This window comes from Atopobiaceae bacterium (assembly GCA_022483015.1).
Taxonomy (GTDB): domain Bacteria; phylum Actinomycetota; class Coriobacteriia; order Coriobacteriales; family Atopobiaceae; genus JALCUE01.
In genome coordinates, this window is record JAKVOB010000001.1 from 369,711 (window position 1) to 382,586 (window position 12,876).

Below are 12,876 nucleotides of genomic sequence, written 5' to 3' on the forward strand. Positions count from 1 at the left end.
TTCTCGGAAGGCTCGGCCTTGGGCTCGGGGCTCTTCGCGGCAGGCTTGGGCTCAGAAAGGTCGATCTCGGGATGAAGCCCCAGATAGACATCCTTGTACTCCTCGGCAGCCTTCTCCCACCCAAAGTCGGTGGACATACCATGGACCATGAGGTCATGCCACGCCTGGCACTCGTAACGGTAGACGCCCACGGCACCGAGTGCGCAGTCGCGGAACTCGTCCCCGTTGAAGTTGGCGAAGCTGAATCCCGTTCCCTCGCCCGTATAGTGGTTGAAGGGGATGACCGTGTCCTTGAGGCCGCCGGTCTCGCGCACGATGGGAATCGTGCCATAGCGCATGGCGATCATCTGCGAGAGTCCACAGGGCTCGAACTGCGAGGGCATGAGGAACATGTCCGCCCCCGCATACATGCGATGAGAGAACGCCGGGTCGAAGGCGATGCAGGCGCGCATGTTGTCGTGGTACTTCCAGTCGAAGTAGCGCAGGGAGTCCTCGTAGGAGCGGTCACCCGTCCCGAGGATGGCCACCTGCACGCCCTGACCCAGGATGGCGTCGAGCGCATACTGGATGAGGTCGAGCCCCTTCTGCTTGGTGAGGCGCGAGACCATGACCATGAGCGGGCGGTACGGATCGACGTCGAAGCCGAGCTCGCGCTGGAGCGCGGCCTTACACTCGGCCTTGCCCGAGAGGTCATCGACCGAGAACTCCTTGGCGATTCCCTTGTCATGGACAGGGTTGAACTCCTCCATGTCGATGCCGTTGAGGATCCCATGGAGCACGCTCTCGCGCATGCGGAACATGCCATCCATGCCCTCGCCGTAGTACGGCATCTTGAGCTCCTGGGCATAGGAGGGGCTCACCGTGGTGAGCGCATCGGAATACGCGAGCGCCCCCTTCATGAAGTTCACCGTCTTCGGTCCGCAGGCCATCTGGCTCGCGGCCGCAGGGACGTGCGCGAGGCCACAGATGTCACCGAGGACGTCCTCGGAGTACTGGCCCTGGAACTTCACGTTATGAACCGTGAACACGGTCTTGATGTGCTCGTACTCGGGCAGGCCCTGATAGAACTCGCGCAGGAAGACCGGTGCCATGGCGCACTGCCAGTCGTTGCAGTGGAGCACGTCACAGGTGAATCCAGGGATGTACTGGATGCACTCGACCACGGCCTTCGAGAAGAACGCGAAGCGCTCGGCGTCGTCGAAGTAGCCGTAGGCCCCGTCACGACCGAAGTAGTCCTGGTTGTCGACGAAGTAGAAGTCGATGCCGCGATAGTGAATCCGCTCGATGCCACAGTAGGGGTTGCGCCAGCTGAGCGGCAGGTAGAAGTCACAGACGTGCTCCATCTTCTCCTGCCACTCGGGAGCGATGAACCCATACTTGGGAAGGATCACCGACACGTCGAGTCCCGCATGGGCAAGCTCGACGGGGAGCGTCCCCGCGACATCGCCCAAGCCGCCCGTCTTCACGAAGGGTGCCGCCTCGGACGCGGCGAACAGGACATGCAGCTTCCTCTGCTCGGCCTTGCTCATACCTGTCCCTCTCCCTTGCCCTGCACGAGCACCGCCTCAGGAGTGCCCCTCAGCTCGGTCCGCGCAGGGATGACGTTGTTGCGATCGACGATGGCGTTCTCTACGCGGGCACCGCTCTCGATGACACAACCCTGCATGACGATGCTGTTGCGGACGGTCGCGCCGCTATCGACGCGGACGTTCCTTCCCAGGATGCTGTCGGAGATGGCGCCTTGGATGCGGCAGCCCGCAGAGACGAGGGAGTTGCTCGCATGACCACCGGTCTCGTACTTTGCCGGCGGAGTGTCATGGGCCTTGGTGAGGATGGGCCTGCCTGCCGGGAAGAGCTGGTCATCGATCTGGGGGTTGAGCAGTTCCATGCTGTGACGGAAGTAGCTGGCCGCGTTGAAGATGCCTGCCGCGAACCCATCGAAGTTGAACGTGCGCACATCGACGCGCTCGAAGTCGGACTGCATGGCCTCGAAGAGGTCGAGGTAGTCGACGGCCGCATACCACTCGAGGTACTTGAGCAGCAGCTCGCGAGAGACGATGAAGCAGTCGAGGAAGGCGGTGTCGCCGAACTTGCACCCGTGGGTGACGCCCTTCACGCGACCGTCCTGGACGAAGCACGAGGTGATGTCCTCGTCCGCGGCCTTGGCCTCCTGGGTGACGACGGTGATGTCGGCCCCGGACTCCTTGTGCGCGGCGATGAGCTCGCGGAAGTCCATGTTATAGACGATGTTCGAGGCGCAGCAGACCACATAGGGAGCCTTGTCCCGCTCGAGGAAGATCTTGTTGTGCTCGATGTCGCGGAGCAGGAAGCGCGCACCCGTGCGTGACGTTCCGGAGGCGGTGCCGGGAAGCATGAACAGGCCGCCGTTCTTGCGGTCGAGCGCCCAGTCCTTGCCGGAGCCCACATGGTCGATGAGCGAGCGATAGTTGTAGGGCATCACGACGCCGACCGTGCGGATGCCGGCGTTCACCATGTTGGAGAGCGGGAAGTCGATGAGACGATAGCGACCCAGGTACGGCAGGGACGCGACGGGGCGCGCCTCGGTGAGGGCACTCTGGCTCTTGGTGGAGTAGTTCGTGGTGATGAGTCCGATTGCGCTTTCCATGACTATTCCTCCCCCTTCCCTACGACCACGTCATCGCCGATGACAGCCGTGTCCTTTGTCTTGTCGATGCTGCCGAGACTGACGTTCTCCTCGACCGTGGAGTTCTCGCCGAGGATGGCGCGCACGACCCGCGCCCCGGCCTTGACCCGGGCGCCAGGCAGGAGCACGGAGTCGATGACGGTGGCCCGCTCTCCCACGAAGGAGTCCGTCGACAGGATCGAGTGGCGGACCGTCCCCAGGACACGGCAGCCATTGGCCACCAGCGCGTCATCGATCTCGCCGTCAGGACCCACATAGTGGGGTGGTCGCGGCGAGCTGTTCGACATGATGGGGAACTCCGACGAGTAGAGGTCGAAGTCGGGGTGGGTCCCCAGCAGGCTCATGCTCGTCTCGTGGTAGCTCGCGATGGTGCCGACGTCACGCCAGAAGCCGTTGAACTCGTAGGTGTAGATGCGCTTGTTCTGCGCGAGCATCGTGGGGATGATGTTCTTGCCGAAGTCATGCTCGGACTGGGGGTCGAGCGCATCGGCCTTGAGCGCCTCGATGAGGGGCTTGGCAGAGAAGACGTAGATGCCCATGGAGGCGAGGTTCGAGTCAGGCTTGGTGGGCTTCTCGGTGAACTTGGTCACACGGTCGTCCTCGTCCTGCGTGATGATGCCGAAGCGCGAGGCCTCCTCCCAGGCCACTGGCATGACCGAGATGGTGAGGTCGGCGTTGTTGGCGATGTGGGCATCGACCATCTTGCGATAGTCCATGCGATAGAGGTGGTCTCCGGAGAGGATCACGACATACTCGGGGTCGTTGGTCTCGATGTAGCCGATGTTCTGATAGACGGCGTCTGCCGTGCCCTCATACCATGACCCGCCGGTCTCGGTGGCATACGGGGGGAGCACCGAGATGCCGGCGCCTCGCTCGTCGAGGTTCCAGGCAGCGCCGGTACCGATGTAGGAGTGCAGGAGGTAGGGACGATACTGCGTGAGGACACCGACCGTGTCGATGCCAGAGTTCGCGCAGTTGGAAAGTGAGAAGTCGATGATGCGGAACTTGCCGCCGAACGAGACCGCCGGCTTGGCTATGTTTCTCGTCAGCGCTCCCAGCCTGCTCCCCTGCCCGCCGGCAAGAAGCATTGCTATGCATTCCCTCTTGCTCATGGTGCACCCCTTCCCTTCGAAGTCCGAACCACCTATGACGCGTGCCAGATCTCCTTCGCATACTCGCGAATCGTACGGTCGCTCGCAAAGTAGCCCGAGGTTGCCGTGTTGTGGAGCGCGATGCGGTTCCACCGGTGCGCGTCGGGGTAGATTGCCGTGAGCCTCTCCCAGGCGTCGACATAGGACCTGAAGTCCTTGAAGACGAGGTCTGGGTCATTACCCTGCATGAGATAGTCGTGGATGCTCTCGAAGTTGCCCGAGAGCGAGGCGAACGTACCGTCCACGAGCTCGTCGACCACGCGGCCGAGACGGTCGCGGTCGTTGTTGTACTCGTCCCACGAGAAGTACGTGCCCGCCGCACGGAGTGCCTCGACGTCTTCCACCCGAAGGCCGAAGACCTCGATGTTGTCGTCCCCCGCGAGCTGGGCGATCTCGACGTTGGCGCCGTCCATGGTGCCGAGCGTGATGGCGCCGTTCATCATGAGCTTCATGTTGGACGTGCCCGAGGCCTCCTTGCCGGCGGTCGAGATCTGCTCGGAGATCTCTGCCGCGGGGTAGATGAGCTGGGCATTCGAGACGGCGAAGTTGGGGACGAACGCGACCTTGATCGTGGAGTTCACGCGCTCGTCGGCATTGATGACGTCCGCCACGGAGTTGATGAGGCGGATGACCTCCTTGGCGAAGTCGTAGCTCTGGGCGGCCTTGCCCGAGAAGATGAACGAGGTGGGCTGGGGCCTGTAGCTCGGATCAGCGAGGAGCCGGTTATAGATGTCGAGGATCTTGAAGACGTTCAGCAGCTGGCGCTTGTAGGCGTGGAAGCGCTTGACCTGGACGTCGAAGACCGTGTCGCAGTCGAGCTCGACGCCAGTCTGGTCCTTGATGTAGGCGGCGAGGCGCTCCTTGTTGGCACGCTTCGACACGGCCATCGCATCGAGGAAGGCGGGGTCGTCCTCGAACTGCTTCAGCCTGGCGAGGTCGTCGGCGTCGTCGAGCCAGTGGTCCCCGATGTGCTCGGTGATGAGCTTGGCATAGGTAGGGTTGGACTCGGCGAGGAAGCGACGGTGCGAGACGCCGTTCGTCTTGTTGTTGAACTTCTCGGGTGTGAGGGCGTAGAACTCCTTGAGCACGTCATGCTCGAGGATGTCAGTGTGGATCTTGGCGACGCCGTTGACCGAGTGGGAGCAGATGATGGAGAGGTTCGCCATACGGACCTCGCCGTCCCAGAGGATGGCCGTCTTCTTGAGGAGCTCCTGCCAGTTGTCGGCCGTATGCGGGAAGCTCTCGCGATAACGGCGGTCGATCTCGTCGATGTACATGTAGACACGCGGGAGCAGGGTCCTGAAGGTGTTGATGGGCCACTTCTCGAGCGCCTCGGGCATGACGGTGTGGTTCGTATAGGAGATGGAGCGCGTGACGATGTCCCACGCGGTGTCCCAGTCGAGGCCCTCCTCGTCGACGAAGATGCGCATGAGCTCGGCTCCGCACATGGCAGGATGGGTGTCGTTGGTGTGGATGGCCACGCGGTCGGGGAAGCGTGCCCAGTCCGAGCCGTACTCCGCGTGGTAGGTGCGCAGGATGGAGGCGAGGCCGGCAGCCACGAACAGGTACTCCTGCTTCAGACGCAGAATCTTGCCGTGCTCGCCGGAGTCGTTGGGATAGAGGATCTCCGAGATGGCCTCCACGTCCGCGCGATGCCGTGCGGCCTTGGCATAGTCGCCCTCGTTGAAGGCGTCGAGGTCGAACTCCTCCTCGACGGGCTCGGCGCTCCAGATGCGGAGCTTGTTCACCGTCTCGCCACCGTAGCCCACGATGGGCACGTCGTACGGGACGGCCTTGACCTCGTCGCCGCCCTCCCAGGTGAACCAGTACTTGCCGTCCTTCTCATGACGGACGACCTCGCCGCCGAAGCGGACGATGACCGAGCTCTCGGGACGGCACACCTCCCACGGATAGCCTCCGGCGAGCCAGTTGTCGGTCTCCTCGACCTGACGTCCGTCCTTGATCGACTGCTTGAAGAGACCGTAGCGGTAGCGCATGCCGTTGCCATAGCCCTCTATGCCCTCGTGGGCCATCGAGTCGAGGAAGCACGCGGCAAGACGTCCCAGGCCACCATTGCCCAGGCCGGCATCATGCTCCTGGTTGCACAGGTCCTCGAGCGACACGCCCATGTCCTTGAGGCCGTCGGCCACGATGTCGCGGACCCCGAAGTCGAGGAGGTAGTTGTCGAGCAGGCGGCCGATCAGGAACTCGAGCGAGAAGTAGTAGACCTTCTTCTTGTTGTTGGCAGCGTTGACAGGCTCGTTCGCAGCAGCGATGTCACGCGCGTTGACCGCGATGAGCTTGACGAGGATGTCGAAACGCTCCTTGTCGGTGCAGGCATCGAAGTCCTTGCCCACCTCCGCCTTGAACATGTGCCGATAGCTCTCGACGAACTCGTTCTTGTCCTTGAAGATCTTCTGCATGCACAAACCCCTTTTGGTCTTGGCCATGTACGCTCCATGACCTTGCCCTGTATCGGCCTACGTACCCCACCGAGCGGCATCTGGACACCTGAACAACGAGGAATCGCCCGGCGGTGGCCTTTCATCAATATCAGTCTATGCCTTTGCTCCCCCTGAACGCCTGGTCGTGGTAGACGCAGCAGCCTTCTTGGCCGCGGGCTTCCTGACGGCCGCCTTTGCAGGTGCGGACTTCTTGGCAACCGGCTTCTTGGCCGTTGCCTTTGCAGGTGCGGACTTCTTGGCAACCGGCTTCTTGGCTGCCGCCTTTGCCGCAGGCTTCTTCGCAGTGGCCTTCTTCGGGGCCCGCCTCTTGGGCAGGTCCCCCGTACGCTTGAGCACGATCCCCGTGAGCCCCGGCATGCGCAGCGTGACCGACTGCTTATGGCCGTTCCAGGCCTTGGCCTCGCTCACGAGCGGCTCGGGATTGAAGACGTCGGCACCGCCGAACTCCTTGTGGTCCGAGTTGAAGACCTCCGACCACTGGCCAGGCACAGGCACGCCCACACGGTAGTCGTCATAGGTGGTCGGGTCGAAGTTGATGAGGACCACGAGGTCGTCGGCGGGCTTGTCGCCGTGGCGGATGAACGAGACGAAGGACTGCTTCGAGTCGTCGGCATCAAGCCACTCGAACCCGTCCCAGGAGTAGCCCTCCTGCCAGAGAGCCGGCTGCTCCTTGTAGAACTCGTTGAGCGCGGCGATGAAGCTCTGCTGGTTGCGATGGGTGTCGTACTCGTCGACCAGGAACCACTGGATCGACTCGTAGTAGCGCCACTCGATGAACTGGGCGATCTCGTTACCCATGAAGTTGAGCTTGGCTCCCGGATGCATCATCTGGTAGAAGGCCAGGACGCGCATCCCCGCGAACTGCCGCCACCAGTCGCCCGGCATGCGGCCGATGAGCGAGCACTTGCCATGGACGACCTCGTCATGGCTGAGCGGGAGGATGAAGTTCTCGTTGAACGCGTACATCATCGAGAACGTGAGCAGCTTATGGTTGCCGGGACGCCACGGGAAGTCGGTCTGCATGTAGTGGAGGGTGTCGTTCATCCACCCCATGTCCCACTTGTAGTGGAAGCCGAGCCCCCCGTCCTTGGGCGGATAGGTCACGAGCGGCCACGAGGTCGACTCCTCGGCCATCGACATGACGTCCGGGAAGTAGTGCTCGATGGCGGAGTTGACGTTGCGCACGAAGTCGATCGAGGTGAAGTCCTCCTCGCCGCCCTTCGAGTTGAACTTCTTGAGCTTGGGGTCATCGACCCCGAAGTTGAGGTAGAGCATCGACGTGACGCCATCCATGCGGATGCCGTCGGCATGGAACTGCTCGAGCCAGTAGAGGGCGTTCCCCGTGAGGAACGAGCGCACCTCCCCTCGCGAGAGGTCGAACTTGAAGGTTCCCCAGTTGGGATGCTCCTCCTTCTCGTAGAGCCGGTTGCCGTTGAACGCGACGAGGCCGTGGGCGTCCTTGCAGAACCCGCCGGGCACCCAGTCGAGGATGACCGCGATGCCCGCGGCGTGAGCCGCATCCACGAAGTGACGGAACTGGTCGGGCGACCCATAGCGCGAGGTCGGGGCATAGTAGCCCGTGACCTGATAGCCCCACGACCCGTCGAACGGGTGCTCCATCACAGGGAGCAGCTCGATGTGCGTGTAGCCCATCTTGGAGACGTAGCCCACGAGCTCCTCGGAGAGCTCGTCGTAGGTGAGGTAGGTGCCCCCGCCGACCTCGCCCTCGGGAGGTTCGAAGCCATTGCCCTCGAGGCCGTCGTCATGACGCTTCCAGCTGCCGAGATGGACCTCATAGATGTTGAGGGGCTTGTGCATGTGGTCCCCGCGTGAGGCCATCCACCTCTGGTCGGTCCAGGTATAGGTGGACGTGGGTGCGAGGCGCGAGGCGGTGCCAGGGGGGCACTCGGCCCAGAACGCATAGGGGTCGGCCTTGTAGAGGTACTCGCCCGTCGCCGTCTCGATGAGGTACTTGTAGAGCTGGCCGGCCTTGGCCCCTGCCACGAAGCCGCACCAGACGTCGCCCGTCTCGGTGCACTCGAGCGGGGAGGCCTGCTCGTCCCAGTCGTTGAAGTCGCCGATGACACGGACGGACCTGACCCCTGGGGCCCAGACGGCGAAGTGATATCCCTTCTTGCGGTTCACGGTGATGGGATGCGCACCCATCTTGTCATAGCCCCGATACCACTCGCCCTTGCCTGCCACGTAGACATCCGCCGGGGTAATCGCGATCTCTTTTGCGTTCACGTATTCCTCCTCCGTCGGGCATGGGGAGGAGGCGTGGTCCGAACGGCCCGCCTGGCCACCCCGCCAGGCACTGCATATGACCAGAGTGTACCCTGGAACTCTAAGCTAAACGAACGGCTCGGCACCCGGTCGCACCAATCCGTCTGCGGTAGCATGGTCCAGACGAGAGGTCAGCCATGCCGCGCCCACGTCCACCGCGAGGAAGCCAGGAGGGAGCGACCATGCCACGCGAATCCAAGAAGACGCGAGGTGAGCGTGCCGTCGAGGTCTGCCGACGCCTCTGCGGGCGCTATCCGGACGCCGAGTGCGCGCTGCACCATCAGACGCCGTTCCAGCTCACCATCGCGGTGCTCCTCTCGGCACAGACCACCGACGCACAGGTCAACAAGGTGACGCCGGAGCTCTTCAGGCGCTGGCCGGACGCGGCCTCGATGTCCTGCGCGACGCCGGCAGAGGTGGGAGAGGTCATCCATAGCCTGGGGTTCTGGCGCACCAAGGCCGACCACTGCGTGGGATGCGCCCAGACGGTCATGGCCGACTTCGCGGGAGACGTCCCCCAGACCATGGAGGAGCTCCAGACACTCCCCGGCGTAGGCAGGAAGACCGCCAACATCGTGATGAACGAGGGGTTCGGCCACGTCGCCGGCATCGCGGTCGACACCCACGTGTACCGCATCGCCACGAGGCTCGCCCTCACGAGGGCGGCCACCCCCGGCGAGGCCGAGAAGGACCTCCTCGCCTGCATACCCCAGGAGCTCTGGGGCCCGGTCAACCACACGTGGATCCTCTTCGGACGTGAGATATGCGACGCAAGGAAGCCCCTCTGCGCGGAATGCCCGCTCGCCGACCTGTGTCCCAGCGCCTTCAAACCGCCTACGAGCACCCGTCGGAGGCCATCGGGCGCGCACGGGCAGGGCAAGGGGTCCGGACGTCAGGCATGACGCCCGTCCACATCGCACCGTGAAAGAAGAAGGGGGCCGGCTGATGCCGACCCCCTTCGTTCGTACGTCGTGAGTGCGGTGCTACTCGGCGGCCTTCTCGGTCTCGGCAGCGGCCTCGGGCGCAGGCGCGGCAGCCTCTGCAGGCGCGGCCTCCTCGGCAGGCTTGGCAGCCTCGGCGGCAGCGGCCTCCTTGGCGGCCTTCTCGGCATCGGCGGCAGCCTTCTTCTCGAACTCGGCAGCGCGCTTGGCCTTCTCGGCAGCCTTGGCCTCGATGGCGGCATGCTTGGCAGCCTGGGCCTCCTCGGCCTTCTTCTCGCGGGCAGCCTTGTCAGCAGCAGCCTTCTCGAGCTGGGCCTGGGCGGCTCCGCCGAACTTGTTGGAGAAGCGCTGGACGCGGCCGCCGGTGTCGACGAGCTTCTGCTGGCCCGTGTAGAACGGGTGGCACTTGTCGCAGAGGTCGACCGTCATCTCTGGGACGGTCGCGCGGGTGACGAACGTGTTTCCGCAGGTACAACGGACGGTGCACTCCATGTACTCGGGATGGATGCCTTGCTTCATGGCTAAACTCCTTGCTTCGCGCCCAGGTTTCCGACCAAGGCTTTGGATGGACCCTGATTTCCAACCAGGGCAAACAAGCTTTTGGATTGTAGCACAGGTGCGCTCCTGCGCCAGCGCCGAACACGAGGACTCCGCATGAGACGGCCGACGAGGGCCGGAGACCATGTGACCCCTGCACCGCCAGCGCGGCACGGTGCCGTACAATGCAGGCAACAGCCAGGCGGGCAGAGCCCGCAGCACCTCGGGAGGCACCCATGCTCATCACCATCGATGTCGGCAACACGCAGACGACGGTCGGCCTGTTCGACCAGAGCGACGACCAGGGCGCCGATGCCAGCCCCCACATCCAGTGGCGCATGGCGACCGACCATACCGACACGGCCGACGAGCTGCACGAGCGCCTCTTCGGCTACTTCCAGATGCACGGCCTCGCCCTTGACGAGGTCAGCCATGCCGCCATCGCGAGCGTCGTCCCCATCCTCACCATGGGGTGGAGGGAGTTCCTCAACGACCTCCTGGAGGGGGCTCCCCTCGTCGTCGACGCCTCTCGCGACTGCGGCATCGAGGTGGCGATGCCCGACCCCCACTCCGTGGGTGCCGACCGCATCGCCAACGCCGTGGCGGCACGGGCGCGCTATGGCGCACCCGCCATCGTGGTCGACTTCGGGACCGCGACCAACATAGACGTGGTCGACGGCCGAGGCCGCTACCGCGGCGGCGTCATCGCCCCTGGCCTCATGCTCTCGGCAGGCGCGCTCTTCTCGCGAGCGGCCAAGCTGTCGAGCGTCCCGCTCGAGCGTCCCGACCGCACCTTGGGCGACACCACCGAGACGGCCGTCCAGGCGGGCATCGTGATCGGTGAGGCCGCACGCGCCGAAGGGCTCGTGGCGCGTATCAAGGAGGAGCTCGAAGCCGAGGGGGACGCGGCCCCGGTCGTGATCGCCACGGGCGGCCTGGCACGCCTGGTCTCCGAGGCGACCGACCTCTTCGACGAGGTGGACCCCGACCTCACCCTGCGCGGCATCCGCCAGATCTGGCTCCATGCCTGGGAGAAGCACAGCCAGGACCGCAGCATCCTCTAGCAGCAAGGCCTGCCACCCCAAGGGTGACAGGCCTTGCACGTGCATCCTGCAGGAGGGCGCCCTCGCTACTCGATGACCGTCTGCCCGCCCATGTAGGGCACGAGCGCGTCGGGGATCGTGATGGTGCCGTCGGCGTTCTGGTAGTTCTCGATGATGGCTGCCATCGTGCGCCCCACGGCCAGGCCGCTCCCGTTGAGCGTGTGGACGTAACGCGTGCCCTTGAACTCGGCCGGGTCACGATAACGGATGTTGGCACGGCGCGCCTGGAAGTCCCAGCAGTTGGAGCAGCTCGAGATCTCCTTGTAGTTGTTGTAGCTGGGGAGCCAGACCTCGAGGTCGTAGCACTTGCGTGCCGAGAAGCCCAGGTCGCCCGAGCAGAGGGTGACCACGTGATAGGGCAGGCCCAGCGTCTGGAGGTTGCGCTCAGCCTCGGCGACCATGCTCTCGAGCTCGTCCATGGAGTTCTCGGGCTTCGAGAACTTGACCATCTCGACCTTCGAGAACTGGTGCACGCGGATGATGCCACGGGTGTCCCTGCCGGCGCTCCCGGCCTCCTCGCGGAAGCACGGCGTGAACGCGGTGTACTTGAGCGGGAGGTCGGCCGCGTCAAGCGTCTCGTCCCGGTGCAGGTTGGTGAGCTGGACCTCGGCCGTGGGGATGAGGTACAGGTCAGGGTTCACGTGATAGAGGTCCTCCTCGAACTTGGGCAGCTGGCCTGTGCCGTAGAGGGTGTCGTGATTGGTGATGGCAGGGACCCACCACTCCTTGAAGCCGGCCTCGCGATGCTGGTCGAGGAAGAATGAGATCAGCGCACGCTCCAGACGGGCACCGGCACCTCCCAGCACGTAGAAGCGGGCGCCCGCGAGCTTGACGCCGCGGTCGAAGTCGATGATGCCGAGGTCTGGGCCGAGGTCCCAGTGGGCCTTGGGCTCGAAGTCGAACTCGCGCGGGGTGCCCCAGCGACGGACCTCGGGGTTCTGGGTGTCGTCCTTGCCGACGGGCACGGAGGGGTCGGGGATGTTGGGGATGCGGCTCATGAGGGCCGTGAGGTCCTCCTCCACGCTGGCACGCTCGTCCTCGAGCTCGGCGATGCGCTCCTTGCTCGAGGCGACCTCGGCCTTGGCGGCCTCTGCCTCGTCGCGCCTGCCGTCGCGCATGAGCTGGCCGATGTTCTTGGAGGCGGCGTTACGTGCGGCCTGGAGCTTCTCGACCTCGGCGATGGTGGCACGGCGACGCTCGTCGAGCTCGAAGAAGCGCTCGCGATCCCAGCTGCCGTTGCGGTTCGCCATCTCAACGTCGATGGCATCGGGGTTCTCTCGCACGTACTTGATGTCGAGCATCTTAGGGCCTCTCTGTCTGCAGCCCGGCCACTCGGTCGGGCACTGGTCACAAGCCGTGCGCGGCGGTCGCGTCGCGCAGACCCGTCAAGTATATACTGAGCAGCTGATGGTGACCGTCACGCGTCAAGACGCCGCACACATACGAGAGGACCGCATCCCATGGATGTCATCAACTGGCTCTTCGGTACCCGTGAGGGCTCGCTCGCCCTCATAGGCGGCGGCATCCTCCTCTGCCTGCTCATCGCCTTCGTCCTCGAGAGACGCACCCGCAAGGTCTACACCGAGCACCCGGCGGACCCCGACGACGAGGACGCCGACGAGGACGAGTAGGCCGTCCGGCCTGTCGTTCCCCTCGGCATGCGCATGCCCCTCTGCCGTCTCGCACGAAGGGCCCCCGTGCAGAAAGGGCACCCCGCGCCATTGCAGA

The 12,876-nt window shown here is 64.3% G+C and carries 9 protein-coding genes and 1 pseudogene; 3 read left to right on the forward strand and 7 right to left on the reverse strand.

Annotated elements, in window-relative coordinates; all coding sequences use genetic code 11:
* Positions 1–140: 140 nt before the first annotated feature.
* From LKE50_01625 to glgB, 5 genes and pseudogenes are all read right to left on the reverse strand, one after another.
* Positions 141–1,529 (reverse strand): annotated as a pseudogene (locus LKE50_01625) (glycogen synthase).
* Positions 1,526–2,626 carry a glucose-1-phosphate adenylyltransferase subunit GlgD gene (gene glgD, locus LKE50_01630; GenBank protein MCH3967332.1) on the reverse strand — a complete coding sequence of 367 codons (1,101 nt, stop codon included), beginning with the start codon at positions 2,624–2,626 and terminating at the stop codon, positions 1,526–1,528. The pseudogene LKE50_01625 and the gene glgD overlap by 4 nt, the downstream one beginning before the upstream one ends.
* Before the next feature lie 2 nt (positions 2,627–2,628).
* Entirely contained in the window at positions 2,629–3,777 is a 1,149-nt protein-coding gene (locus LKE50_01635) for a glucose-1-phosphate adenylyltransferase (GenBank protein ID MCH3967333.1), read from the reverse strand.
* Positions 3,778–3,809: 32 nt separating this feature from the next.
* A complete protein-coding gene (locus LKE50_01640; GenBank protein ID MCH3967334.1) occupies positions 3,810–6,239 on the reverse strand; it encodes a glycogen/starch/alpha-glucan phosphorylase in 2,430 nt (809 codons plus the stop codon).
* Between the two features lie 135 nt (positions 6,240–6,374).
* On the reverse strand, positions 6,375–8,528 hold the full coding sequence (gene glgB, locus LKE50_01645; protein ID MCH3967335.1) for a 1,4-alpha-glucan branching protein GlgB: 2,154 nt from the start codon (positions 8,526–8,528) through the stop codon (positions 6,375–6,377).
* A 221-nt stretch (positions 8,529–8,749) separates the two neighbouring features.
* On the opposite strand from glgB, the gene nth reads away from it, so the two are divergent.
* Positions 8,750–9,469, forward strand: a complete 720-nt coding sequence (gene nth / locus LKE50_01650; GenBank protein MCH3967336.1) for an endonuclease III — start codon at positions 8,750–8,752, stop codon at positions 9,467–9,469.
* Between the two features lie 81 nt (positions 9,470–9,550).
* On the opposite strand, the gene rpmE is transcribed toward nth, so the two are convergent.
* Positions 9,551–10,027 carry a 50S ribosomal protein L31 gene (gene rpmE / locus LKE50_01655; GenBank protein MCH3967337.1) on the reverse strand — a complete coding sequence of 159 codons (477 nt, stop codon included), beginning with the start codon at positions 10,025–10,027 and terminating at the stop codon, positions 9,551–9,553.
* A gap of 254 nt (positions 10,028–10,281) precedes the next feature.
* On the opposite strand from rpmE, the gene LKE50_01660 reads away from it, so the two are divergent.
* Positions 10,282–11,109, forward strand: coding sequence for a type III pantothenate kinase (locus tag LKE50_01660; protein ID MCH3967338.1), 828 nt, complete (start codon positions 10,282–10,284; stop codon positions 11,107–11,109).
* 65 nt (positions 11,110–11,174) lie between these two features.
* Here the strand turns inward: LKE50_01660 and serS are convergent, their stop codons facing one another.
* Positions 11,175–12,449 (reverse strand): serine--tRNA ligase, encoded by a 1,275-nt coding sequence (serS, locus tag LKE50_01665; GenBank protein MCH3967339.1) that lies wholly within the window; start codon positions 12,447–12,449, stop codon positions 11,175–11,177.
* A gap of 159 nt (positions 12,450–12,608) precedes the next feature.
* Between serS and LKE50_01670 the strand changes: the two genes are divergently transcribed.
* On the forward strand, positions 12,609–12,779 hold the full coding sequence (locus LKE50_01670) for a hypothetical protein (protein ID MCH3967340.1): 171 nt from the start codon (positions 12,609–12,611) through the stop codon (positions 12,777–12,779).
* Positions 12,780–12,876: the final 97 nt, after the last annotated feature.